Genomic DNA, 25,028 nt, shown 5'->3' on the forward strand with positions numbered 1-25,028 from the left:
TGCACCTCGCCTTCACGTCACCCATCCACAATACGCCAGTTGCCTCCGCCATTGTCCACCCATACCCCCGGATAATGGTACGATGTTTGGCCTGCGTGGCACGGCTTTCGCGCTTCTCGACGCCACCGTGCACCCCACCCCCTTCGCTAGGATCAGTGACATGACAAAGACCCCGGAGAACACCCCCGCAGGCGCTTGGGACGGCGTGACGTCGACAAGCATGAGCCCCGACTGGTACCCCGACGTGCTCGGTGACGGATTTGAATCCGCGTTCCTCCCGCAGGGCAAGGACCCTGATACCGGGAAGGGCACGCGCGCGACCATTGTGCGAACGAGCCTCAATGCGGACGCGGTTGATCCGACAAAACCCGCGATCCTCTGGGTACACGGGATGAGCGACTACTTCTTCCAGACTCACGTCGCCGAGGAATTCACCGCCGCCGGGTACGCCTTTTACGCCATCGACCTGCGCAGGTGCGGGCGCTCGCGGCAGAACGGCGAGTACTGGCACTACACCGAGGACCTTGCCAACTACTTCCCCGAGCTCACGGACGCGCTGCACGTCATCGTCGGCGAGCGCGGCCAGGGCGCGAAGGTCATCCCCCTCGCACACTCCGCCGGCGGGCTGATCACCTCGCTGTGGGCGGACTGGCTGCGCCGGGAGCGGCCCGCAGACCACGCGCGGCTGGCGGGCCTGATACTCAACAGCCCATGGATTGACATGCAGTTCTCTCCCCTGCTGGTCAAGACGGTCAAGCCGGTCCTCAAGGTGGGCGGCGGCGTGCTCCCGCGCGTGCCTTTGCCGGGAGGGTCCCTCTCCACCTACGGCGAGTCGCTGCACGTGGACCACAACGGCGAGTGGGACTTCAATACGAAGTGGAAGCCGTTAGGCGGGCACACGAAGTACGCGGGCTGGCTCAAGGCGATTGTGGACGGCCAGGAGCGGATCCACGCCGACGACGTGGATACCGGAGTCCCGCTGCTCACCCTTGTTTCCTCCCACTCCTACCTGGGCAAGGAGTACTCCCCCGCCGCGGACACTGCCGATACGGTGCTGGACGTCGACCAGATCCGCACGTGGGCGCCGCACCTCGCTCAGGACTGCGTAATCGCCACCATCGACGGGGCGCGCCACGACGTCTTCTTGTCCGGGAAGTACGCTCGCGAGTCCGCGTTCAAGGCGTGTACCTCCTGGTTGGACGAGCTGCCGCACCGCTAAGCCACCCCATAACGCCTCTCAAATCCCAATTGTCCCAAACTCAACATAGACGTATATATAAAGGAGTCATCGCATGACCGATCAGCACACCGAGCACACCGAGCACACTGAGCACACCGAGCACTATGACCTCATCATCGTCGGCACCGGCTCCGGCAACAGCGTGCTCACACCGGACTTCGACGATAAGAAAGTCGCCATCGTGGAAGAGGGCACGTTTGGCGGCACCTGCCTCAACGTCGGCTGCATTCCGACGAAGATGTTCGTCCTCGCCGCAGATACTGCACTCCAGGCCCGCAAGGCCGAGCGGCTCAACGTGGATCTGGAATTTCGCGGCGCCGACTGGAAGGCCATCCAGCAGCGCGTCTTCGGGGATCGCGTGGACCAGATCGCGGCCGGCGGCGAGGCATACCGACGCGGCGACGAGTGCCCGAACGTGACCGTGTACGACATGCACGCACGGTTCGTGGGACCGAAGACATTGGTGACAGGGCAAGGGGGCGCAGAGAAGCGAATCAGCGCCGACACGATCATCCTGGCCGTCGGCGCGCGTCCGTTCATCCCCGAGTGGGCCGAGGGCGTGCCGTTTCACACAAACGAGGACATCATGCGCCTGCCGGAGCTGCCGAAGTCGCTCACGATCGTGGGCGGTGGCTTCATCGCCATGGAGTTCGCGCACATCTTTGACGCGCTTGGCTGCGAGGTGACCATCGTGAATCGCTCACCGCTCATGCGCGCGCTCGACGCCGACATCCACGAGCGCTTCAACGCACTTGCCACCGAGCGCTTCACCACCCACATCGGCCGTACCGTCACGTCCGCGCGCGGCGACGAGCACTCGGTGGAGCTCACGCTTGACGACGCCACCGTCATCACCTCCGAGGCCCTCCTCATCGCCACCGGGCGTGTGCCCAACGGTGACCGACTCGACGCCGCCGCCGGTGGCGTCGAGGTCCGCGAGGACGGGCGCATCGCGGTTGACGAGTACGGCCGAACCACCGCCGACGGCGTCTGGGCTTTCGGCGACGCTTCTTCCCCATACCAGCTCAAGCACGTGGCCAACGCGGAGCAGCGCGCGGTGACCCACAACGTCATTGCAGCGATGAAGGATTCCGACGACTTCGTGCCGATGCCGCACCAGCACGTACCTTACGCCGTGTTCACGCACCCGCAGATCGCGTCGGTGGGCCTGACCGAGCGGGAAGCTCGCGACGCCGGCCACGACGTCACCATCAAGGTCCAGAATTACGGCGATGTGGCCTACGGCTGGGCGATCGAAGACTCGACTGGTGTGGTAAAGCTCGTCGCCGACCGCCAGTCTGGCAAACTCCTGGGAGCTCACCTCATTGGACCACAGGCCTCCACCCTGATCCAGCAACTGCTCACCATCATGGCGTTTGACCTGGACTTGCGGGAAATTCCGCGCGGCCAGTACTGGATCCACCCGGCGTTGCCGGAAGTAGTGGAGAACGCGCTTTTGGGCCTCGACCTGGACTTTTACGAATTTTAGACCGTTCGTCCACCCCCGTTGTGGGGGATGTAACACTTTTCCAGGAAAAACATAGAATCGAACAGCAAAAACCCACGTCAGATAATGGTTGTGTAACAGGAACCCCAAAAGCCACGATACGAGAGGCCCCATTTTCACGCTTCTTGAAATTTTTTCGCGGTTCACTTGTGCATTCATGCCGTTTATCCATTAGTGTGGTTTTTCGACACCGGGATCCGAGTCCATCGGGCTTGTCATTCGGTCCTAGGAGCTTTGGCCCCTGGATTTTCTCCGTTAATCCCCGGACGTCTTGCAAGTACTATCAGAGAAGGATTTCGTTTCATGCGTAATTTCCGTAAGGCAGCCCTCGCAGGCGCAACCGCAGTCGCCCTGGCTTTCGGCTCCACCACCATTGCCGCAGCTGAAGAGACTGCCGCCCCGGAGACCACCACCCAGACCCCGGCAGACGCCGAGAAGCCGTCCGCTTCCACCAAGATCGGCGCTTCCCTCGGCGCCTACGACAAGGACGGCAACGCTACCGCTGCCGATGGTCGTGCAATCTTCGGCAAGAAGGACGGCTTCCGTGAGCAGCCGGAGTGGGCCATTGCTTTCTACGCCACGACCATCTTCGCCGCTGTGTCTGCGGCGGTCGGCCTGATCGTCGGCCCGGCCTACAACTTCGTTGTCCACGGCCTCCCGAACATGTAAGTCGCGGAATTCCGCACACAACAACTAACGACTTTCTCGAAAGAAGGAACATCAATGCGTAACTTCCGCACCGCAGCAGTTGCTTCCGCAACCGCACTGACCGTCGCTTTCGGTGGCGTCGCTGTCGCCTCCGCTGAGACCACGGAGACCCCGGCGACCACCGAGGCTTCCTACGAAAAGCCGGCCGACCGCCCGCGCTCCGAGACCAAGAACAACGACAACTCCGTCGCATTCAAGGGCTTCGACGGCCGCGACGGCGACAAGTCCTTCAACGAGTCCATCTCCGACGGCACCGAGGGCCTCTTCAACGGCAAGGGTTCCTCCCACTACGTCAACGATGCGGATAAGCCGTTCTACGGCGTTGACGCATTCGGCAAGGAGAAGAACGCTGACGCTCTCCCGCAGTGGGCTCGCATCTGGATCGACGGCACCATCGTCTCCGCGATCGGTGCTCTCGTTGGCCTGGTCATCGCAGGCTTCAACTTCGCTTCCTACAACGGCCTGATCAAGCTGTAAGAAGCACTGCTCAGGACCTCGAGTCCCAGCAAAGAATTACCTCCCCACCGTCTCGGTGCGGGAGGTTTTTTCGTGAGCTTTGGGGGGTTGTCTCAGCTGCCTGGAGCACGAACGTATTGTCCACTCCCTACATGCTACATGGCGCTAGCTCCAAGTACGAACTACCGCGGAGGAAACCCCAGGTCGTGGTGTTCCCTGCCGATCACATGGAGCTAGCGCCTTGTGCAAGGCCACGCCGTCAAGGCGAAGACGCGGCCCCGGAGAAGAACCAACCTAGCTCCCCAGCATAAGCTGACCGGCGGCGTACTGCTCGTCCGGGATGGTGAGGATCTCGTTGCCGTCGTCGGTGATCACCAGGGTGTGCTCGAACTGCGCCGTGAATTCCCCGTCTCGGTTCTGCACCGTCCAGCCGTCGTCCCAAATGTCGTATTCGAGCCCTCCGAGGTTGATCATCGGCTCCACGGTGAGCGTCATTCCCGGCTCCAGCACATCACGGTACGTATCGGAGTCGTAGTGCAGCACAACCAGACCGTTGTGGAAGGTGGTGCCCACGCCGTGGCCGGTAAAGTCCGTGACTACGTTGTAGCCGAAGCGCTGCGCGTAGGACTCGATCACGCGGCCGATCACGTTGATCTCGCGGCCAGGCTTTGCCGCCTTGATGCCGCGCATCGTCGCCTTGTACGTGCGCTCGACCAGGTCCCGGTGTTCCTGCGACACCTCACCAGCGAGGAAGGTCGCATTCGTATCCCCGTGCACTCCGTTCTTGTACGCCGTGACATCGATGTTAACGATGTCGCCTTCCTCAATCACCGTCGTATCCGGAATCCCGTGGCACACGATCTCATTCAGCGACACGCAGCAGGACTTGGTAAATCCGCGGTACCCCAGCGTCGACGGGTACGCGCCGTGGTCACACATGAACTCGTGCGCAATCCGATCGATCTCATCGGTAGTCACCCCAGGCTCCACCGCCGCGCCGGCCACAGCAAGCGCGTTTGCCGCAATTTTCGACGCCTCGCGCATACGCTCCACAGTCTCAGCCGTCTGCACGAGCGGCTCGCCCACGTTCTCCTGAACGTCGTCCTTCCACGCGTACTCCGGACGCTCGATGTCCTTGGGCACCTTGCGGATCGGTGTCTGCTTTCCTGGCTTCAACTTTCCTCTTGCACTCATGCGCCCCATGGTAGTCCCCAAGTGCGCAAACCCCGATTCGCGCCAACCCGCGTTACGGGTTGAGGTTGTGCAGCATCCGGTCGGTCACCGCGACCGCCGCTTCGGAGCCTCCGCCAAGCACGATGAGGGTGGCAAAGGCGATGTCATCATCGGCCCTGTACCCGGCGAACCAGGAATGTGAGCCGCCGTTGATCTCCGCCTCACCGGTCTTCCCGCGTATATCCCCGCCGGCGGTCATCCCCGTCGCCGTACCGCCCGGGGCCGTCACGGCCGCCATCATCTGCTGTAGCTGAGCGGCGACTTCCGGAGCCATCGGCCCCACCTGGCCGTCCACTTCCGTTTCCTTTCCCTGGATGAGGAATGGGACCGGCATCTGACCGTGCGCAGCCGTGGCCGCGACCAGAGCCATGCCGAAGGGGCTCGCCAGATCCAAGCCCTGGCCGTAGCCGGACTCGGTGCGGTCCAACGGCTCCTCGCCCTCGGGGATCGACCCGGTAATGGTGTCCAGCCCCGGAATGTTCATGTCCAGCCCGAGCCCAAACTGCTTGCCCGTCTCCTGCAGCTCTCCGGGAGCAAGCTGGGTCGAAATATCGGCAAACGAGGTGTTACAGGAGTGCGCGAACGCAGACTCCAACGAGACGTTGCCCAGACTGAACCCGGCGTAGTTGGTCACGGTTCGCCCGAACAGGTTCATCGTGCCCGGGCACGGAACCGTTGAACCGGGATTCAGGCCCTGCCGCTCCATCCCCGCGGCCGCAGTAATAATCTTGAACGTCGAACCCGGCGGGTACTGCCCCATCGTCGCGACGTTACCGTCCGCGTCGGCAGCGGGAGTCTGAGCCACAGCCAGGATGCCGCCGGTGGACGGGCGGATGGCAACGATCATCGCCTGCTGGCCCGCAACCGGCTCCAGCGCAGACTCGGCTGCCTGCTGCACCCGGTGGTCCAGGCTGATGTGCACGGCGGGCGCAGGCGCGGCGTCTGCACGCTCGAGCTCCTCGTAGGCCGCCCCGTTCTCGTTCACCACGCTCACGTTCCAACCCGCGTCGCCCTCAAGGTCGTCGCGAACCAGCTGGCCGACCCGCGCCATGATGTCCGGGGCGAACGCTGGGTCGGCGTTGACCATCGACGCCTCCTCGTTCAGCCGCACCCCAGCGATGCCGTTGAGCTCGTGCTCCACGACCCCCTTCGCGGCCTGGGGAATCATGGCGGCGGAATAGACGCCACCTGCGCCTTCGAGTTCGTTGGTGAGCTCGCCGGCGTCGCGAAGCGGCACCGCGCGATCCGCCTCGTGGCCCGCGGCGAGGGCCTGAGAGATCTTGAACGCGGTGTCGGGCACGGAGCCGGCCGCATCCTTGTCCACCAAAAGGCGGTAGGCAACGCCGGGGCGCAGGAGCTCGACGCCGTCGGCAGACACCACGCTCGCCTCCTTCGGTGTGATCGAGCGCAGCTCCAGGTGCTGGTGGGCGCCAAGGCGCGGGTGAAGGACGCTCGGCTGCCAACGCACCTGCCAGTTCTCACCCGACTGCGTGAGCGTCATCTGGCCGTCGTAGTTGAGCTCGCGGCCGCGGGGTAGCTTCCAGTTCATGGAGTAGTTGGCCGTGGCGAGGTTTTCCGTCTGGCTCACGCTAGTTATCCGGGCGTCGAGCGCCTCGGCCTGGAGGCCGTCCCAATTCTCGTTGATGGAGGTGGCCGCTGTCGAGGGGTCGTCGACAAGCGCATCGAGCTCCCCCACCTCGCGGGACGCGATCGCTTCGAGCATCTCCTGCGCCACTGGTTGCGCATCGTTAGGGCGCGGGGTGCATGCGGCGAGCGCGGTGGTAAGTACAGCCGCGCCCGTGAGCAGGGCGAGGAGTCGTTGCATGGGATAAAAATAGCAGCGCCGGGCACTCGCCCGACGCTGCCACGCTCACAGCACGCTTCGGTCTAGTTAGTGACCTTGACCTCGGCGCCGCCGTCGCCCTTCTCCATGCCCTCTTCCTCCGCGATTCGGTTCGCATGGCGGATCAGGGTCTCCACGATGTCGGCCTCGGGGACGGTCTCCACGACCTCGCCCTTGACAAAGATCTGGCCCTTGCCGTTGCCGGAGGCGACGCCCAGGTCGGCGTCGCGAGCCTCACCCGGACCGTTGACAACGCACCCCATCACGGCGACGCGCAGCGGGTACTCCAGGTTCTCCAGACCCGCGGTGACCTCCTCGGCAAGCTTGTACACGTCCACCTGCGCGCGGCCGCACGACGGGCAGGACACGATCTCCAGCTTACGGGGGCGCAGGTTGAGCGACTGCAGGATCTGGTCGCCCACCTTGATCTCCTCTACCGGGTCAGCGGAGAGGGACACGCGAATGGTGTCGCCGATGCCCTGCGAGAGCAGCGCGCCGAACGCGACGGAGGACTTGATGGTGCCCATGAACTTCGGGCCTGCCTCGGTCACGCCGAGGTGCAGCGGGTAATCGGTCTTCTCCGCCAGCTGACGGTACGCCTCTACCATCAGCACCGGGTCGGAGTGCTTGACAGAGATGGCGATGTCGCCGAAGCCGTACTCCTCGAACAGGCCGGCCTCGTAAATCGCCGACTCAACGAGCGCCTCCGGGGTGGCCTTGCCGTACTTTTCCAGCAGGCGCTTGTCCAGCGAACCGCCGTTGACACCGATGCGGATCGGAATCCCGGCCTCGCCCGCCGCCTTCGCCACCTCCTTCACACGGCCGTCGAACTCCTTGATGTTGCCCGGGTTCACGCGGACCGCAGCGCAGCCGGCATCAATGGCGGCGAAAATGTACTTGGGCTGGAAGTGGATGTCCGCGATCACCGGGATTGGGGACTTCGCCGCAATGGCCGGCAGCGCGTCCGCGTCCACCGTCTTCGGGCACGCCACGCGGACGATGTCACAACCGGTGGTGGTCAGCTGCGCGATCTGCTGCAGTGTCGCGTTAATGTCGTGCGTCTTCGTCGTGGTCATGGACTGCACCGAGATCGGGTGCTCGGAGCCCACGCCCACGTTCCCCACCATCAGCTGGCGGGTCTTGCGTCGCTCCGCCAGGGTCGGTGGCGGGCCTTCAGGAATACCTAATCCGATGGGGAGATTCATAGTGCCCAACTCTAGCACCGCACGCAAGCTCAGCCAGCGAGGCGGATCGGGTTCACCACGTCCGCGGCCATGACGAAGAGACCCACCACAAGCAGCACCGCAGCCATGGCGTACGTCACTGGCATCAGCTTCTCGTAGTCCGCCGGGCCGCCGGGGCCGAGCCCGCGCAGCCTGCGGACGAGGTCGCGCACCTTTTCATACAGCACCACCGCGATGTGCCCGCCGTCCAGCGGAGGCAGCGGCACGAGGTTAAACAGGGCGAGGAAGAAGTTCATGCTGGCCAACATCATCCAAAACATGGACCACAGGTCCTGCTGGACCAGCTCACCGCCAGCGCGGGAGGCGCCGATCACGCTGACTGGGCCGTTGACGTCGCGCTCCGCGCCGAAGATGGATGCCACGACGCCCGGGATCTTGCTCGGGAACGCGAGAATGCCATCGACGGTTGCGTGCAGCATTTGACCGGTAAATTTCGCGGTCGCCGGGACCGCCTCAAGCGGCCCGAACTGGCGCATCGCGTCCGCGACCGGCGCACTCGTCACACCGATCGCGCCCGCGTCGAACTCCTGCCCACTGGCGGGGTCGATGCGCATCACGCGCGCAACGGGCACGTCGACGGTGAGCTCCGCGCCGTCGCGGAGGACGTCGAGCGCCACCGTTTCGCCCGGTCGCTCCAAGACGTAATCGCGCACTTCCGTAAACGCGACGATGTCCTGGCCGTTGACAGCCAGCAGCTTGTCCCCCGGGCGGAGGCCGGCTTGCGCGGCGGGGCCGTCGCCCTCACACGGGGCGAGTGTCTCCGCGTCGATCTGGTCGGAGGTGCACGACAGCTCACCCACCGTGGGCGTGCGATCCGCGTACGGGTTCGGGATGGCGGCGAGAACGGCCACGAAGTAGGTGATGATGACGCCGATGAACAGGTTCATCACGATGCCGCCGGCCATCACCGCCACACGCTGCCACCACGGCTTTTTGTACATGGCCAGCGGGGCCTCGTCCGGGGCTAGCTCGTCCTGCGCGGTCATGCCGGCGATGTCGCAAAAGCCGCCGAACGGCAGGGCGGCTACGCCGTACTCAGTGTGCCCGCGGGTGACCGACCACACCGTCGGCCCGAAACCGATGAAGTAGCGGCGCACGCGCATTCCGAAGCCGCGGGCCACCGCCATATGCCCCGCCTCATGAAGTGCAATCGACACAGCAATGCCGAGCGCAAACAGGACGACACCAATGATGCCCATGGGCGTTCCCTCTTACTGTTTGCGCGCCAGCGCGTCCGCGGTTTCCGCCGCGCTCCGGCGCGCCTGCGCGTCCACCTCGAGGATCTCCTCAACGCTCATCGGGGTGTGCGCATAGCTGCCTGCGGCGTCAAGCACAGCGTCGATCGTGTCCACGATCTGCGGGAAGCGGATCTTCCCATCAAAGAACGCGTCAACGGCCACCTCGTTCGCGGCGTTGTAGATCGCCGGGTACGGGTCGCCGGCGCTCGCCACCTGGCGCGCGAGCTCCACTGCCGGGAACGCCTCGTTGTTCAGCGGCTCGAAGGTCCACTCCGACGCGGTTGTGAAGTCCAGCGAGGGCTGCGCGCCCGCGACGCGGCCGGGCCACGCGAGGGCGTGCGCGATCGGCATCTTCATCGACGGCGGCGAGGCTTGCGCGATCGTCGCGCCGTCGATGAAGGTGACCATGGAGTGGACGATGGATTGGGGGTGGACGGTGACGTCGATAAGCGATGGCTCCACGTCAAAGAGCAGGGACGCCTCGATGAGCTCGAGCCCTTTGTTCACCATGGTTGCGGAATTGATCGTGTTCATCGTGCCCATCGACCAGGTGGGGTGGGTGACGGCCTGTTCCGGCGTGACGCCCCACATCTGCTCGCGAGTCTGGCCGCGGAACGGGCCACCGGATGCGGTGAGCACGAAGCGGGCGACCTCGTCCCGGCGGCCCGCGCGCAGTGCCTGCGCCATCGCGGAGTGCTCCGAATCCACCGGTACCAGCGCGCCCGGCTTCGCCTCCCGCAGCACGACCTGGCCGCCGGCCACGAGCGACTCCTTGTTCGCCAGCGCCAGCACGGCGTCGCTGCGCAGGGCAGCGATTGTCGACGCCAACCCCGCCGCCCCAACAAGCGCGTTGAGCACCACGTCCGCGGATTGTGATTCGGTGAGCTGCCGGGCCGCGTCCTCACCGCTCAGCACGGCTCCGCCGAGGACCTGACCAACCTGCGCCGCGGCGTCCTCGCGCTGGACAGCCACTTGGTCGGGCTGGAGCCCAAACTCCTTCGCCTGCGTGATGATCGCCTGCGGGTCGCGTCCGCCGGCAGCGATGCCGACCACCTGGAAGGCGTCGCGGTTGTCCTGAATAACCTCGCACGCCTGGGTGCCAATTGATCCGGTTGATCCGAGAATGACAATTCGTTTCACCCCGCCATTGTTGCACGCCCCGGTGCCGCCGCTCGACGGGTGGACCGACGGCGGGAAGATCGGACGAAAGTTTGCACCTATTAGGGGTACAAAGTCACCGATTGCCACGGAAGTATGACAATATAGTCCTCAGAATTGTTTCCTGCTCCGGCTGCGATTCCGTTTGCGCTGCACAAAGCGCACTGCGGAAGGGCGCGGGCCGAAGCATTTAGCGCTGACTTGAAGGAGTATGGCAGTGGCCCACGCGAACGAAAAGGCACCTGAGGTGTACAACGGCGTTTCCGAGGCAGACGTCCCGTCTGCACGCTTCGGTTGGAGCGAGCAGAGCCGCGGCACGATCCAGGCCGCCGGTTGGGTGTCCGTTCTGGTGCTCATCGCCTACAACTTTGGTAACCACAAGGGCCACGTTGAGACCATCTGGCTCATCGCCATTGCCGTCCTCATCGCCCTGGGTCTGATCCTGCACGCGACGCAGCCGAAGCTGAACCAGAAGCGCACCGTCACCGCCCACAACAAGCCGCAGGGCCACGTCGAACCGGACTGGTGCTACGACCAGAAGACCCTGTCCGGCGCGTACGCCAACTTGGACGAGCGTCAGCTGCGCGCCCTGAACATTGACCCGGCCCGCATCCAGCACCTGCGCGCACCGCAGCAGGCTGTTGCCGCCGGTGACCGCCACGCCACCACGGCCGGCTCCGCAGCCGTGCACAAGGACGGCGCCGTCCACGTGAACCGCGCGGACCACGACGTCGAGGTCGTCGAGGTCACCCCGCGCGGCAAGCACGCCGCGCAGTAACCGCAGCAAGGCAAAGGGCCGATCCCGGGAGACGGGATCGGCCCCTTTTATGCTCGGGTTGCGGGCGGTCAGCCTCCTAGCGCATTCGCCGCCTACATGACGAGAACAGTCCGCGGCGCCGGGGACACGCGTGCGGGCCCGGCCTACCCCGCCTGCTCGTCGGCAGCGAGCTGGCCGCAGGCTGCGGCGATCTCCTGGCCCTTCGTGTCGCGGACGGTACAGGTAACGCCTTGGGCGATCACGCGGCGGACAAACTCGTCTTGCCGGTCGCGCGGGGACGCGTCCCACTTGGAACCCGGCGTCGGGTTCAACGGGATCAGGTTCACGTGGACGCGGGACCCGAGGGCGTTGTGCAGCTTCTTACCCAACATGTCGGCGCGGAAGTCCTGGTCGTTGATGTCCCGGATCAGCGCGTACTCGATGGAGACGCGGCGACCGGTCTGATCCGCGTAGTAGGACGCGGCGTCGAGCACCTCCGAGACGGCGAAGCGATTGTTGATGGGCACGAGGGTGTCACGTAGCTCGTCGTCAGGCGTGTGCAGCGACACGGCGAGAGTGACGGAGAGGCCCTCGTCGGCAAGGCGACGGATCTGCGGCGCGAGCCCGACGGTGGAGATGGTGATGTTGCGCTGCGAGATGCCAAACCCATCCGGGCTGGGCTGGGTGATCTGGCGGACTGCGGAGAGCAGGCGGTTGTAGTTGGCCAGCGGCTCGCCCATGCCCATGAAGACGATGTTGGACAGGCGCGAGCCCTCCGCCGCCATCATCGCGGCGGCTGCGCGGACCTGGTCAACAATCTCCGCGGTGGACAGGTTGCGGTCCAGACCGCCCTGGCCGGTGGCGCAGAACGGACACGCCATGCCGCAGCCCGCCTGGGAAGAAATGCACAGCGTGGCGCGGTCCGGGTAGCGCATGAGCACGGACTCCAGCAGGATCCCGTCGTGCAGGCGCCACAAGGTCTTGGTGGTGTCGCCCTCGTCGGTTTCCACGGTGCGCACGGGGTTGAGCAGGGTTGGGAACAGCGCGTCCTTGACCAGCTGGCGCTGAGCCTCGGGGAGGTCCGTCATGGTCAGCGGGTCCGCCTCGAACTTGCCGTAGTAGTGGCGCGCGATCTGGTCCGCGCGGAACTTCGGCAGCCCGAGCTCCTTGAGGGCCTCGACGCGTTCCTCTTTGGTCAGGTCAGCAAAGTGCTTCGGCGGCATGCCGCGCTTCGGGGAAAGGAGTTGGATCTTGGGTACGTCGCTCATAGTGTGCCCTATTTTGGCACGTAACCCGCGTCTTGACTAATCTACGCGGCCCGTTCGCTGCCAGGGCCGCTAGAGCGGGTTCATGATCGCCGCGGCGTTGAGCAGCATGTAGGTCGCGCTGGCGGCGGGCAGCATCCCGTCCAAGCGGTCCATCAGCCCGCCGTGGCCGGGAAGCAAGTTCGACATGTCCTTGATTCCCAGCTCGCGCTTGAACTGGCTCTCCACAAGGTCGCCCATGGTGGCGCAGAGGACGAGCGCAACGCCCCACACCACGCCCATCCACCAGGGTCCCTGGATGAGGAAGTGCACCACGGCTATGCCGGTGAGCACGCCAAACACCACGGAGCCGGCGAAGCCCTCCCACGACTTGTTTGGGCTGATCGCGGGCGCCATCGGGTGCGAGCCGAACATGACGCCCGCGGCGTAGCCGCCGACGTCGTTGGCTACGACGCAGAGCATGAATGCGGCGATGAAGCGGCTGGCGGGGAGGGCACCTTCGTCGATAAGCGAGATCATCGCGGCGAAACTCCCGAAGAGCGGGATCCACACGAGGACGAAGATGCCCACACCGGTATCGCGCAGGTAGTTCTCGGGCTTGGTGTGGCGGCCGTTGGGGAACAGCCGGTAGAACATGAGGAAGAGGACCGTGAACGCGAACCCCGTGACCAGGCCGGCCGTCTCGTACGTGGCAGAGGCCCACAGCATGATCTGCCCCAGGATGACCAGGAGCGTGCGCGGCTGCTGGTACCCGGCTTCGCGCAGGCGCGTGAGCACTTCCCACATGGCCAGCGCCACCGCCACGGCAACAAGCGGGTACCAGGCCAACGGGCCCACCAACAGCGCACCGATTACCACCGAGCCGAGCACCACCGCCGTCGTGATCGCGGCGGTCAGGTCGCGCCCCGCATTGTTCTTCGGCGTGGGCGCCTTGAGCCTTAACGACGGCCACCTGGACCTCTCCGCAACCCTCCGGTTGTCAAGATCGCTCTGCTCGTTGCGGTGTGGTTGCACTGTCTCCTCGCTTCGGTCTCGTCCGGCGCCACGGCGCGATGTCCACGGCGTGCCTCAATTGGCGGATAGTTGCGCGACTGTGCGGGAGGTTAGACCTCCATCAGCTCGTCTTCCTTGCGCTGCACCAGCTCATCAATCTGCGCGACGTAGCCCTGCGTGGTCTTGTCCAGGGACTGCTCGGCGGTCTTGACCTCGTCCTCGCCGGCGTCGCCGTCCTTCTGGATCTTCTTCAGCTGGTCCATGCCCTGGCGGCGGACGTTGCGGATGGCAATCTTGCCTTCCTCGCCCTTCTGCTTCGCGTGCTTGACCAGGTCCTTGCGGCGCTCCTCGGTGAGCTGCGGCACCGTGACGCGGATGACCTGGCCGTCATCGGTCGGGTTCACGCCCAGGTCGGAGTTGCGGATCGCGTTCTCAATCTCCTGGAGGGTAGACATGTCGTAGGGCTTGATCAGCAGCATGCGCGGCTCCGGCACGGAGATGGTGGCCATCTGGTTGATCGGGGTCGGCGCACCGTAGAACTCCGCCATGACGCCGTTGAACATTGCTGGGTTGGCGCGGCCGGTACGAATGGTGACCAGCTCCTCGCGGGTGTGCTCCACCGAGGAAGTCATGCGCTCTTCTGCGTCCAACAGGACATCATCAATCATGGTTTACCTACCTTTTGCTCGTTAACGTTCCCCACTAATCTACCAGCGCTCGCCCCGCCTACACTGTTGCCATGCAGCAATCGGCGTTCTCCTTCCGCGCTCCCCTGGCGCCCCCGCCCGTCGACGCCGCTGCCGCTCCGTCCCGCACCAGACTCGCGGGCTGGAACATCCCGGTGAAGGACTCCGTTGACGTCGCCGGCTGGCCCACCACCAACGGCAACCCCGCCCGCAGTTACGTGGCGCGCCGCACTGACGCCATCGTGCCCATGCTTCTCGACGCCGGCGCGACCATCCCCGGCAAAACACTCACCTCCGAGCTGGGCGCCACCTGTTACGCCGAGCGCCCCGGCGTCCCGGTGCTCGAGTCCCCAGCGTTCGCCGGCCGCACGCCCGGCGGCTCCTCTACCGGCGCCGCGGTTGCGGTGGCGGAAGGCCAAGTCCGCGCGGCGCACGGAACGGACGCCGGCGGTTCGCTGCGCGTGCCCGCCGCGGCGTGCGACATCGTCGGCTTCAAGCCCGCCTCGCCCCACGTCGCCGCGCACGGCTTCCTCACCCGCACCGTCGCCGACCAGTGCACGATCTACGGCATGCGCCCGACACACCCGCGACGCTTGCGGGTCGGGGTGCTTCTCGACGCCCTCCTCGCCCCCTCCCATCTCTCACCCACCCGCGCGGACGCGGTGGACCAGCTGGCGGGGGCGCTCTCGCTCCACCACGACGTCGTCCCCTTGCGCGCCTACGCCCAGGCGGGCGATACCTTCGCGCACTTCTCCCGCCGCATCAAGCGCTCCTTCACCAGCGTCGACCCGCTGGACAACGAGTACCTCCAGTGGCTCACACAGGAGGGGGCGCGCGTCACCCGTGCCCAGATGCGCGACGTCCGCGAGCACCTGGACGTGCTCCCGCACCTGCTTGCCCAGCAGTGGGACGTCGACGTAGTCCTCTCTCCCACCCTGGCCTTCGACCCGCCGCGGTTGGGGTACTTCCCGTCCTTGTCTCCCGAGGAGAGCTTCTACCAGCAGACGGTCTGGTCGCCGTGGTGCTCGGTGTTCAACGTCACCGGCAGCGCCGCGATCGCGATCGGAGGCATCCACCTGGGTGTACTCGGGAGCGCGGCGCGCCCCGCCGTCAACGCGACGGAGCTGCTCAACCTCGCCTGGCAGGTGGAAGGGCTCCTGGGTCGCGAGGGGTAAGTGGTGATTCTGGGGCGGCGTGCACATGACGAAAGTGCGTAAAATTTCCCCGACCGCCGAGCCCTGGCCGACAATTCCCCAGGTGGGACGGTCTGGGTAAATCGTTTCTGCGGAAATCTGTCACGCACCTGGCAACAAGGAAGCCCCGGCGGTCAATACCGCCGGGGCACACTCCACTCACCGAAGGGACGCCTAGGCCACCAGGGTCCCAATCTGCTCACCGGCAACGGCGCGGGCGATGTTGCCCTCCTTGAGCAAGTTAAACACCAGGATCGGCATGTTGTTGTCCATGCAGAGGGAGAACGCGGTGGCGTCCGCCACCTTGAGGCCCTGCTCAAGCACCTCGCGCGGCGAGATTTCAGTGAGCAGGTTGGCGTCCGGGTTGGTGCGCGGGTCGTCGTCGTAGACGCCGTCGACACCCTTGGCCATCAGCAGGACCTCGCACCCGATCTCCAGCGCGCGCTGCGCAGCGGTGGTGTCGGTGGAGAAGTACGGCATGCCCATGCCGGCGCCGAAGATGACCACGCGGCCCTTCTCCAGGTGGCGGGCGGCGCGCAGCGGCAGGTACGGCTCAGCGATCTGCGCCATGTTGATGGAGGTCTGCACGCGGCAGTCCACGCCCTTCTGCTGCAAGAAGTCCTGCAGCGCCAGGCAGTTCATGACGGTGCCGAGCATGCCCATGTAGTCAGAACGCGCACGGTCCAGGCCGCGCTTCTGCAGCTCCGCTCCGCGGAAGAAGTTGCCGCCGCCAATGACCACGGCGACCTCGGTGCCCGCCTTGGCCACCTCGGCAATCTGGGAGGCGACGCTGTCCACCACGTCCGGGTCGATGCCGACCTTGCCGCCGCCGAACATCTCACCGCCAAGCTTGAGCATGACGCGTTTGAATCCGTTGCGGTTGAGGGCGAAATCAGTCACGGTGTGACACTCCTTATGCACAAATGCCGGGTGGTGAATCGAAAGCTTGCGTATTCGCCCCCGATTCTAACCAGTTCCCCCGTAACCAGGTAAATGCACTGCAAAGAACGCGAAAGCGCCCCGCCCCGGTTTCCCGGGGGCAGGGCGCTAGAGCGGAACAGACTCGACGGGGCTCACGGCATCGTCGATAAGCAGATTGCTTACGCCTGGCCGACCTCGAAGCGCACGAAGTCGGTGATCTCGATGCCGCTCTCCTCCGTGAACTGCTTCACGGTCTTCTTGGAGTCTGCGAGGGACGGCTGGTCCAGCAGCACGACGTCCTTGTAGAAGCCGCCCATGCGGCCCTGGACGATCTTCTCGATGGCAGCCTCGGGCTTGCCCTCGTTGCGGGTGATCTCCTCCTGCACGGCGCGCTCCTTCTCCACGACCTCGGCCGGGATGTCCTCCTGCTTGAGGAAGCGAGCCTTCATCGCGGCGATCTGCAGAGCGACCTGGTGAGCGGCCTCCTCGTTGTCACCGGTGTAGGCAACGAGCACGCCCACGGCCGGCGGCAGGTCCGCGGAGCGCTGGTGCAGGTACTTCGCAACGTTGTCGCCCTCGACGGTTGCGGCGCGGCGCAGCTCGAGCTTCTCGCCGATCTTTGCGGACAGGACCTGCAGCGCCTCGTGCGCGGTCTGGCCGTCCACGTCAGCGTTTGCCAGCTCCTCCTGGGAGTTCGCCTTCACAGCGGCAGCGGCGTCGGCGATCTTAGCGGCGAGGTCCTTGAACTCCTGGTTCTTGGCCACGAAGTCGGTCTCTGCGTTGATCTCCACGATGGTGTTGCCGGAAACTGCAACGAGGCCCTCGAGGGCGTTGCGCTCAGCGCGCTTGCCCACGTCCTTTGCGCCCTTAATGCGCAGGTTCTCAACGGCCTTCTCAAAGTCGCCGTCGGTCTCCTGGAGTGCCTTCTTGCAGTCCATCATGCCGGAGCCGGTGATCTCGCGGAGCTTCTTCACGTCTGCTGCAGTGTAGTTCGCCATGTTGGGGCGATCCTCCTCGTAAGGTTTGTGCAATTTTGGGCAGCTTATCGACGCCCACGCGCCCATAAGCAACCAAAATTGGCTGTGATAAGTAATCGTGTAAAGGGTAGCCGACTTTGCGTGAGTCGGCACGCTAGGAAATGCTAGCAGCCCTTGGATACACTACACCCCGCGCTTCGCTCGCGTCCCGGCCCAGTGAAGTGGGGCGGACGTGAACCGAAGACGCGGGGTGCATGTGTCAGGGGGTTGCCGATTCGGCTTAGGACTCCTTCTCGGAGTTCTCCTCCTGCTCAGCCTTCTCGGCCTTCTCAGCCTCGGCTGCCTGCTCAGCGGCGCGCACTGCGTGCGGCTGCTCAACCGGTGCGACCTCCTGCGGCGTTGCTGCCTCGGCGGCAGCGGCGGCCTTGGCCGCGTCGGCAGCGGAGACATCGTCGGAGGACGCTGCGTTCGCAGCAGCCTCGGATGCCTCGGCCTGCAGCTTGGCGTCGTTGTCGCCTGCTGCGTCGCGGGCGGCTGCCAGCTGGCGCTCCTCGCGCTGCTGCTTACCAGCCACGACTGCCTCGCCCACGATGTGGGTGAGCAGCTTCACGGCGCCGATGGCGTCGTCGTTGCCCGGGATCGGGAAGTCAACCAGGTCCGGATCACAGTTGGTGTCCAGCACAGCGACAACGGGGATGCGCAGCTTCTGCGCCTCGTTGACGGCGATGTGCTCCTTGTTGGTATCCACAATCCACAGCGCGGACGGCGTCTTGGTCATCTCAGAGATGCCGCCGAGGACGCGCTCAAGCTTGGTGCGCTCGCGGGTGAGCATGAGGATTTCCTTCTTACCGCGGCCGGCGTAGCCGTCCTCGGCTGCGTCCATCGCCTGCAGTTCCTTCATGCGGGCGATTCGCTTGGACACGGTCTGGAAGTTGGTGAGCATGCCACCGAGCCAGCGGTGGGTCACGTACGGCATGCCGACGCGCTCTGCCTCTTCCTGGATCGGCTCCTGTGCCTGCTTCTTGGTACCGACGAACAGGAGGGTGCCGCCGTGCGCAACGGTCTCCTTGACAAACTCGTATGCCTCGTCGATGTAGGTCAGCGTCTGCTGCAGGTCAATGACGTAGATGCCGTTGCGATCGGTGAAGATGAAGCGACGCATCTTCGGGTTCCAACGACGCGTCTGGTGGCCAAAGTGCACACCTGCGTCGAGGAGTTCGCGCATGGTTACAACTGCCATGGGAATGTCTCCTTTGGAGAAATAGTTCGGTTATGTACTGGTCAATGTGCGGGTTTTTATCCCACACCCTGGCACCGTGCGTGCCGTGCGCCCCACGAAAAATGGGGACCGTCACCCGGCTCGCGTTGCTCGGCGCGCGGAGTCAGCCACACGTACTGTGCAGACTGCCCGAATAACTATACGCACGAACTGCGCAAACACCTAATTGCCTGCACCGTTGTGGATAACTCGACCCGCCTATCCACAGATTTTTCGTTTACCCTTTGCTTCACGCGAAATATCTGGTTTACATAAAGCATGCAATGCTTTTCGACGCCCACCCGTACCCACGCCAACCACCCACCATCACGTCTCACACGACTCCTCTTCGCCGCGTTGTCAGCCATCGTGTTCCTCGCGACCAGTGCCACCGCAGTCCACGCGTGGGTGGACCCAACGACGGCTGCGAGCTCCGTGACGCGAGTGACCAGGCCCGCAGAAATTCCGCTGCGCAACTGGCAGCCAGGCCACCGCGGCGTGGATCTGGCAGCCGAACCAGGAGACACGGTCTACGCATCTGGCGAAGGCACCGTGTACTTCGCCGGCGTCGTTGCCGGCACCCCGGTTGTCTCCCTCCAGCACCCGGAAGGCTTTCGCACCACGTACCAACCCGTGCGCACCACCCTCAAGAAGGGCGCTGTCGTAGCTGAAGGCGACGCGCTCGGGACACTGGTGTACACCCCGCCGGGCGCGCCACACCGACACGACGGCCTACACTGGGGCGCACTCAAAGCCGAACCGGGCGGTGAGAAGTCCTACTTCGATCCCCTCACGCTGCTGGATGCCCCCGAGATCCGCTTAAAACCCATCGGCCCCCAGTAAAACTGGCGACTACGCTCGCGGATGCGCCTGCTCGTAGACTTTGCGGAGGCGTTGGGAAGACACGTGGGTGTAGATCTGCGTGGTCTGCAAGCTCGAATGGCCGAGCATTTCTTGCACGACGCGCAGGTCTGCCCCTCCTTCTAGCGTGTGGGTCGCAGCCGTATGGCGCAAGGTGTGCGGGCTTAAGTCCGCGATCTCCGCACGCTGCCCGGCGCGCTCCACGATCCTGCGGACCTGCCGCTGGTCGATGCGCGCTCCCCTGGAGCCGACGAAGAGGGCTTTGGTGTCGCCCGCAAGTTCGCTGCGGCCGTGTTCCAGCCAGTCTTGCATTGCCAGGCTGGCCTGGTTGCCAAATGGAACGGTGCGCTGCTTGTTGCCTTTGCCGGTGACGCGGGCAGTGCTGCGGTGAAAATCGACGTCGCCGACGTCCAGCCCGGTCAGTTCGCCGACTCGGATGCCGGTGGCGTAGAGCAGTTCGAGGATTGCGCGGTCGCGCAGGCCTTCGGCGGGGTGGGCGTCGTCGGCAGTTTCAGCCTCAACCAGTTCGCCTGCGCGTGCGGGATTGACTACATGCGGAAGAGGGCGCTTGACCTGCGAGGTGACGAGACGGGCGGCGACGTCGGCGTCGAGAAGCCCTTGCTTTGTCGCCCACGTGGAAAAACCGCGTGCGGTTGCGGTGCGTCTGGCAAGGGTGGAGCGGGCTTTGCCGGCGCGCGCGGCGTCGGCAAGCCAGGTGCGCAACGTGTCGAGGGTGAATTCGTCGAGGTTGGTGACGTACTCGGCGAGCGAGCGGAGGTCTGCCGCATACGCTTTGACGGTGTGTGCAGAGCGCCCTTTTACCGTGCTCGCATAGTCGGCGTAGTCCTCTACTGCTGCGAGGAATTGTGAAGCCGCACCGTTGTCACTCATGCAACAGGAGTGTACTCATTCCCCGCGGCCTGGGCGCCACGCGGGCCACTCCCCTCCTACCCGCGCTCTCGTGCTCTATCCGTTGTGTGCGACCTTCACCGCGCGTGACCATTGCCGGCGATTGCGGCGCACAAGCCCGCGCCGCTCAAGCTCCATGAGGAGGTGGACGGTCAGACCAGTACTCATACCGGCGGTGGCGGAGATAGTCTCCGCATCCCGGGCTTGATCAGCATGCGGCGGGGTGGCGTCGAAGACGCGGAGCTCATTGTGGCTGAGCTGCTGAATCGGGTCCGCAGCGAACTCAAGCTCCATCTGTTCGTCCGCATCGATCGCGCCCAGCTGGCCAAGCTGTGCGTGGATCTGGTCGCCGTTTAACACCATGGTGGCGGTGCGATTCCTAATCGCGAGGTTCGCCCCGAGCGAGCCTGCGCCCAGGATGGAGCCGGGCACGGCCATCGCGTGGCGGTTATAGTAGCGCGCCCACTTCAACGTATTGAGCGCACCGGAGCGAAACGCTGCCTCGACCACCACGCTGCCCTGCGTGAGCGCTGCGACGAGGCGATTGCGGGTGAGAAACCGGTGCCGATCGGGTGTCACTCCTGGCGGGTACCCACCGGAAACACTTTGATACCAACAAAGATCCTACTAGATCGTTCGACAGGACAAACTCACCGGAGTAAGTAATAATGCTCCTAGCCACCAGAGCGCTACAACCCCCGTAGCCCGGTGGTTAGGTGTTGCGTTGTAGCTGCCCACCCCCCGGGCGCTCCGCTTCACCGTCTCCGGTGATGGTTCGGGAATACCCTAACTAGTGGTTAGGGTATTGTCATGCGACCTGCCCAAACGGTCGATGGTGTCGGTAGTACCGACGTCATACTCTTCCCGTCGTTCGCCAATACCCCTGTAGTACAGTGGTCTCGCTGGTCAAGGCGGGTTTGCTTACAGCTAATGTGACTTGCGGTTTTCGTCCATACATCCGCACTACGGATGTCTGCTTTTCCACTCTCCGGTGTCCAGGGTGTAACCGATGGTTATACCCTTGCTCTTCGGCAGTGTCTGTCTCTCGTGTGGATACAAAAGACGGGGCCATAAAGCCCCGGTCTGGTGTTTTCTTCGGTCTGTCAAACTCTGTGCCGGTGACTCTTGTTCACCGGCCATAATGGAACGAAACAACCCGTCGAGCTGGGTAGCTCTCCGGTCGTAGGGACAGCCCGCTAAGGCTGTCCATCGGTCTGTGGTTATGTCATTGTGTAGCGGGCCATAAGTCCGCTACAACTCTTGTTTGAACGGCTCTAAGGCCGTTCACTAAATTAATTCACTAGGCCGATGGCGCTAGCCTGAAAGCTAGCGCACTAAGAAAGTTGATGTGGGGGTGAGAGTATAGAGAGAGGGGGGTACAGGTACAGGGTACACCCCCGTTGACCTGGGGAAACACAAACCGGGTGTACCCTACAGGGTACAACCCCGAAATGTGTCTGACCTGGGCCTTTACACTCCGGCTAGCTCGAGCTTAGGGCCGGGCGAGTACATGCCACCGGCGTTGTTGGTGCGCTGGCATAACATCCCGGCGTGTTCTAAGTCGTTGAGCTTTTTGGCCCTGACGTTATTCACCGATAATCTCACTTCGCTGGCTATGTCTCGTGCTACCTCTGTCTTGTTCTTGCCGGAAGACTGACACGCTAGCTGGGCTATCCGGTGGTTGCTGTCCATCGTTTGTTTAGACCGCTGGCGTGCTTTTTCACCGGCTTGTTGCTCTGCCTGTTCGTCACGAACGATAACGCCGTTGTCACTGATCCAGAACCGGCGCTGTATGCCCGTACCGTCCCTGCTCTTGCTTCGCAGCACACGCATAGAGTCAGCGTAGGCGTTAGGGTTTGTCCGGTAGATCTCCACCTCGGCCCGTGCAAACTGACTAGCAGCGGAATTACCCATAACCCGGTGTGACGGGCCGCGAGGGCCGGTGTAGTCCGATGAGTGAGCTACAAGGATCACCGGCAGATTGAACGGGGCTAGGCGCTGTGTCCACAACTCGCGCCACGGGGCCTTTTCCAGTTCGTCACCGTCGAGTACCCCGCTGGCGTGATCTACCACAACGAGATCTACCCCGGCGCGCCGGGCGTACTCGTGAACGCTGTTCCACCACTGTTGTGGCTCTGTTCCTACGCCGGTGAGGAACGTAACCCCGGCGGTCTGTACGTCTACGCCTATCGTGCCCAACCTGTCCCGGTACTCGTGTTCGGCTCCCCGGTCTGAGCACACCACCAGCACGTTTAAGCCGGTGACTAGGGGCTTAACCCCCAAGAACTCCCGCCCGTCTAGCAGGCTGGCGATGATGTGGGCTACCGCCAGTGACTTACCGGCGCTCGAGGTGCCGTACAACAGTGTGTTGGTTGCGTGAACCACGCCAGGGATAAGCCAAACGTCCTGCTCTGTTCGTGGCTGAATGTCCTTGAGGTGGATAGCTCCCAACTGTTCTTCGAGCTGGGCTAGCTGCTGTTCGTTGGTCACTCGGCCCCCTGTTCTGTCAGGGTAGTCTCGATGGCGAGTGAGTCGCCGTCGCTCCACTCCACCAGCGCCGGGACTAGCGGGTTGCCGTGCTCGTCGGTAGCGCCGGTGTAGGTCAATCCGGGAAACTTCTCTGGATCCCTGTTCAGCATGGCTAGCACCGCGTTAGTCGCGTGCTTGTAGTTGTTGTACGCACTGGAACACGGAACAACGTTCTCGAGTACGTGGCCTGCTGATTCGGGATCTGACAACGGCTGAACGTGGTCGATAGTCCTGCTGTTCGAGTAGCCCGGCTCCCGCCTAAGCGGTACGCCGGTGTGAAAGCACTCCCACGGGTTAATCCCCATATCGTCCCAGTACACCAACAGCTCTGCCCGCGTGATCTTCTCGGCGGGTAGGCTCTTGTAGATAGCCCTGTAGTAGCCGTTTTCGAGGGCCTGCTCCAGCCCGTCCGCTGCTGCTCTGTCGGCCTGTACCTGTTTGTTAGCGCAGGTGCGACAACGGCCAGCACGCCCGTCAGACAGTCGCTTGTCCGGCTGAAAGTCGGTGTTTAGGTCCTGCTCCACACCGCAGGTGTTACAGATCTTCCTCCCTCGCTCTCGTAGTTCCTGATTCTTTTCTCTGATAAGTGCCCTGTCCACCGTGACGGCCCCTGCTGGGGCTACGTCTCCGGCGTGTTCGGCTTGTCCTTTCTCGATACGTGATGTATCTTCGGTGTTACACAAAAAAGAGACCTCCTTGGTCTGTCGTGCGCGGGTGGCACCCCGCGCGTGTTTAAACTTGATACCGGCTAGACCGTCGCTTGTTTCGCTCCACTATTGAGTTTGCAGACAACACGGCCAGCGATACACCGGCCTATCCCCTCGACAAGACAGTCGGGGGGAATTTTCATTGTAACACACACCACCAAACTTGGGTGAATTTTATTCACACGCCTGTTCTATGGATGAATTGTATAGACTTTAAACCTGTACCAGAGATCACACCCGCTATCACTAGCGGTCTAACACACCGGGGCAGGGGTATGCCCCGTGGGGGTTGTGCTCGTAGCCAGGCAACGGTGTCCACACGCTGGTATGTAGGCGCGATAACGTGCGCTGGTGTGTCTACGCTCTCTAACTTCCTGCTATCTGCTGGCGGTGTGTAGCACGCGCTCTAGCGTGCCTGCAAGCCCGTCTAAGCGCCTAACTCTGCCAGCGGGGGATAAGCTAGCGCACTGTCCTAAAACGGCTCTAACGCCGTTGTAGCGCGTTACTGCACGCGCCCCCAGCACGCCAGTGCCTAGCCAGTGTCCAGCCAGTGCCTAGCCGGTGCCCGGGCCTGCTGCTAGCGGGTGCCTGTCCGGTGTACCCCGCCTGCTGTCCCCACTGCTGGGGCCACCCTACCCTAGCTCTGCCCAACTGGGGTACACCCTAGCTAGACAAACTCGACAACCCGAAACGGTGTCTAAATAGAGTCGTAAACACATTTTTTGACACACTGCCCAACAACGTCTAAGATCCTAATTAGACAACGGCAGACAGAAACAAGGGAGATCGACAATGCGTATCGGATACAAGCGCGTTAGCACCGTAGACCAGAACACCGCCCGCCAGCTCGAGGGCGTAGAGCTAGATAAGCTCTTCGAGGATAAGGCCAGCGGTAAGTCCGCTAACCGTCCCCAGCTGAACGCTGCTCTCGATTACGTGCGTGAGGGGGACACGCTGGTTGTCCACTCGATGGACAGGTTGGCACGCAACCTTGAGGATCTACGCGCTATCGTGCGTGACCTTACGGGCCGTGGCGTGCGCGTCGAGTTCGTCAAGGAAAGTTTGACGTTCACCGGCGATGATAGCGCTATGAACGTGCTGCTCTTGTCCATGCTGGGTGCCGTTGCTGAGTTTGAACGCTCCATGATTCTCGAGCGCCAGCGGGAGGGTATCGCGGTGGCTAAAGCTGCTGGCAAGTACAAGGGGCGTAAAGCCGCCCTAACCGATGAACAGGCAGGGGAGATACGCTCCCGGCGCGCTGCTGGTGAGTCTGTCGCTGCTCTGGCGCGTGACTACGGCATTAGCCGTCAATCGGTCTACAACTACACCGCGTAGACACATTCCC

23 protein-coding genes are annotated in these 25,028 nt (G+C 63.7%); 8 read left to right on the forward strand and 15 right to left on the reverse strand.

Going from position 1 to position 25,028, the window contains the following annotated elements; genetic code table 11:
• The first annotated feature begins 160 nt into the window (after window positions 1-160).
• The 4 genes from CKJ82_RS01570 (at window position 161) to CKJ82_RS01585 (ending at window position 3,932) form a co-directional block, all read left to right on the forward strand.
• On the forward strand, window positions 161-1,219 hold the full coding sequence (locus tag CKJ82_RS01570; protein WP_240510640.1) for an alpha/beta hydrolase: 1,059 nt from the start codon (window positions 161-163) through the stop codon (window positions 1,217-1,219).
• A gap of 73 nt (window positions 1,220-1,292) precedes the next feature.
• Window positions 1,293-2,729 (forward strand): mycothione reductase, encoded by a 1,437-nt coding sequence (mtr, locus tag CKJ82_RS01575; RefSeq protein WP_095536751.1) that lies wholly within the window; start codon window positions 1,293-1,295, stop codon window positions 2,727-2,729.
• A 321-nt stretch (window positions 2,730-3,050) separates the two neighbouring features.
• On the forward strand, window positions 3,051-3,416 hold the full coding sequence (locus CKJ82_RS01580; RefSeq protein ID WP_095536752.1) for a hypothetical protein: 366 nt from the start codon (window positions 3,051-3,053) through the stop codon (window positions 3,414-3,416).
• A 54-nt stretch (window positions 3,417-3,470) separates the two neighbouring features.
• Window positions 3,471-3,932, forward strand: a complete 462-nt coding sequence (locus CKJ82_RS01585) for a hypothetical protein (protein ID WP_095536753.1) — start codon at window positions 3,471-3,473, stop codon at window positions 3,930-3,932.
• Window positions 3,933-4,205: 273 nt separating this feature from the next.
• Here CKJ82_RS01585 and map read toward each other — a convergent pair whose 3' ends face one another.
• The 5 genes from map to dxr all read right to left on the reverse strand — a co-directional run bounded on the left by map (window position 4,206) and on the right by dxr (window position 10,609).
• A complete protein-coding gene (gene map / locus CKJ82_RS01590) occupies window positions 4,206-5,105 on the reverse strand; it encodes a type I methionyl aminopeptidase (protein WP_095536754.1) in 900 nt (299 codons plus the stop codon).
• A gap of 52 nt (window positions 5,106-5,157) precedes the next feature.
• On the reverse strand, window positions 5,158-6,969 hold the full coding sequence (locus CKJ82_RS01595; RefSeq protein ID WP_095536755.1) for a penicillin-binding transpeptidase domain-containing protein: 1,812 nt from the start codon (window positions 6,967-6,969) through the stop codon (window positions 5,158-5,160).
• 62 nt (window positions 6,970-7,031) lie between these two features.
• Window positions 7,032-8,192 carry a flavodoxin-dependent (E)-4-hydroxy-3-methylbut-2-enyl-diphosphate synthase gene (gene ispG / locus CKJ82_RS01600; RefSeq protein WP_095277430.1) on the reverse strand — a complete coding sequence of 387 codons (1,161 nt, stop codon included), beginning with the start codon at window positions 8,190-8,192 and terminating at the stop codon, window positions 7,032-7,034.
• A 29-nt stretch (window positions 8,193-8,221) separates the two neighbouring features.
• Window positions 8,222-9,430: a M50 family metallopeptidase gene (locus tag CKJ82_RS01605; protein WP_095536756.1), complete on the reverse strand. Its 1,209-nt coding sequence runs from the start codon at window positions 9,428-9,430 to the stop codon at window positions 8,222-8,224.
• A gap of 12 nt (window positions 9,431-9,442) precedes the next feature.
• On the reverse strand, window positions 9,443-10,609 hold the full coding sequence (gene dxr, locus CKJ82_RS01610; protein ID WP_095536757.1) for a 1-deoxy-D-xylulose-5-phosphate reductoisomerase: 1,167 nt from the start codon (window positions 10,607-10,609) through the stop codon (window positions 9,443-9,445).
• Between the two features lie 229 nt (window positions 10,610-10,838).
• On the opposite strand from dxr, the gene CKJ82_RS01615 reads away from it, so the two are divergent.
• A complete protein-coding gene (locus CKJ82_RS01615; protein WP_095534807.1) occupies window positions 10,839-11,405 on the forward strand; it encodes a DUF2631 domain-containing protein in 567 nt (188 codons plus the stop codon).
• 143 nt (window positions 11,406-11,548) lie between these two features.
• Here CKJ82_RS01615 and rlmN read toward each other — a convergent pair whose 3' ends face one another.
• The 3 genes from rlmN to frr all read right to left on the reverse strand — a co-directional run bounded on the left by rlmN (window position 11,549) and on the right by frr (window position 14,310).
• A complete protein-coding gene (gene rlmN / locus CKJ82_RS01620) occupies window positions 11,549-12,652 on the reverse strand; it encodes a dual-specificity RNA methyltransferase RlmN (RefSeq protein WP_095277440.1) in 1,104 nt (367 codons plus the stop codon).
• Between the two features lie 69 nt (window positions 12,653-12,721).
• Window positions 12,722-13,546, reverse strand: coding sequence for a phosphatidate cytidylyltransferase (locus CKJ82_RS01625; RefSeq protein ID WP_240510645.1), 825 nt, complete (start codon window positions 13,544-13,546; stop codon window positions 12,722-12,724).
• Window positions 13,547-13,752: 206 nt separating this feature from the next.
• Window positions 13,753-14,310, reverse strand: a complete 558-nt coding sequence (frr, locus tag CKJ82_RS01630; RefSeq protein ID WP_095277445.1) for a ribosome recycling factor — start codon at window positions 14,308-14,310, stop codon at window positions 13,753-13,755.
• A 71-nt stretch (window positions 14,311-14,381) separates the two neighbouring features.
• Between frr and CKJ82_RS01635 the strand changes: the two genes are divergently transcribed.
• Window positions 14,382-15,503, forward strand: a complete 1,122-nt coding sequence (locus tag CKJ82_RS01635) for an amidase family protein (protein WP_095536759.1) — start codon at window positions 14,382-14,384, stop codon at window positions 15,501-15,503.
• 192 nt (window positions 15,504-15,695) lie between these two features.
• Here the strand turns inward: CKJ82_RS01635 and pyrH are convergent, their stop codons facing one another.
• The 3 genes from pyrH to rpsB all read right to left on the reverse strand — a co-directional run bounded on the left by pyrH (window position 15,696) and on the right by rpsB (window position 18,659).
• Entirely contained in the window at window positions 15,696-16,379 is a 684-nt protein-coding gene (pyrH, locus tag CKJ82_RS01640) for a UMP kinase (protein WP_222428211.1), read from the reverse strand.
• Between the two features lie 242 nt (window positions 16,380-16,621).
• Window positions 16,622-17,440 carry a translation elongation factor Ts gene (gene tsf / locus CKJ82_RS01645; RefSeq protein ID WP_095536760.1) on the reverse strand — a complete coding sequence of 273 codons (819 nt, stop codon included), beginning with the start codon at window positions 17,438-17,440 and terminating at the stop codon, window positions 16,622-16,624.
• Between the two features lie 259 nt (window positions 17,441-17,699).
• Window positions 17,700-18,659, reverse strand: coding sequence for a 30S ribosomal protein S2 (rpsB, locus tag CKJ82_RS01650; protein WP_095534810.1), 960 nt, complete (start codon window positions 18,657-18,659; stop codon window positions 17,700-17,702).
• Between the two features lie 297 nt (window positions 18,660-18,956).
• On the opposite strand from rpsB, the gene CKJ82_RS01655 reads away from it, so the two are divergent.
• Entirely contained in the window at window positions 18,957-19,520 is a 564-nt protein-coding gene (locus CKJ82_RS01655) for a M23 family metallopeptidase (RefSeq protein ID WP_095536761.1), read from the forward strand.
• Window positions 19,521-19,529: 9 nt separating this feature from the next.
• Here the strand turns inward: CKJ82_RS01655 and CKJ82_RS01660 are convergent, their stop codons facing one another.
• The 4 genes from CKJ82_RS01660 to CKJ82_RS11725 all read right to left on the reverse strand — a co-directional run bounded on the left by CKJ82_RS01660 (window position 19,530) and on the right by CKJ82_RS11725 (window position 23,659).
• Window positions 19,530-20,429 carry a tyrosine recombinase XerC gene (locus CKJ82_RS01660; protein WP_095536762.1) on the reverse strand — a complete coding sequence of 300 codons (900 nt, stop codon included), beginning with the start codon at window positions 20,427-20,429 and terminating at the stop codon, window positions 19,530-19,532.
• A 75-nt stretch (window positions 20,430-20,504) separates the two neighbouring features.
• The gene (locus CKJ82_RS01665) at window positions 20,505-21,026 is read right to left on the reverse strand and encodes a DNA-processing protein DprA (protein WP_095536763.1); all 522 of its coding nucleotides are present in this window, start codon (window positions 21,024-21,026) and stop codon (window positions 20,505-20,507) included.
• A gap of 891 nt (window positions 21,027-21,917) precedes the next feature.
• Complete coding sequence (locus tag CKJ82_RS01670) at window positions 21,918-22,937, reverse strand: AAA family ATPase (protein ID WP_165765353.1); 1,020 nt, start codon at window positions 22,935-22,937, stop codon at window positions 21,918-21,920.
• Window positions 22,934-23,659 (reverse strand): hypothetical protein, encoded by a 726-nt coding sequence (locus CKJ82_RS11725; RefSeq protein ID WP_165765354.1) that lies wholly within the window; start codon window positions 23,657-23,659, stop codon window positions 22,934-22,936. The genes CKJ82_RS01670 and CKJ82_RS11725 overlap by 4 nt, the downstream gene beginning before the upstream one ends.
• An 816-nt stretch (window positions 23,660-24,475) precedes the next feature.
• Here CKJ82_RS11725 and CKJ82_RS01675 point away from each other — a divergent pair.
• Window positions 24,476-25,018, forward strand: coding sequence for a recombinase family protein (locus tag CKJ82_RS01675; protein ID WP_095536765.1), 543 nt, complete (start codon window positions 24,476-24,478; stop codon window positions 25,016-25,018).
• Window positions 25,019-25,028 lie beyond the last annotated feature (10 nt).

The organism is Corynebacterium gottingense, assembly GCF_002285125.1.
Lineage (GTDB): Bacteria > Actinomycetota > Actinomycetes > Mycobacteriales > Mycobacteriaceae > Corynebacterium > Corynebacterium gottingense.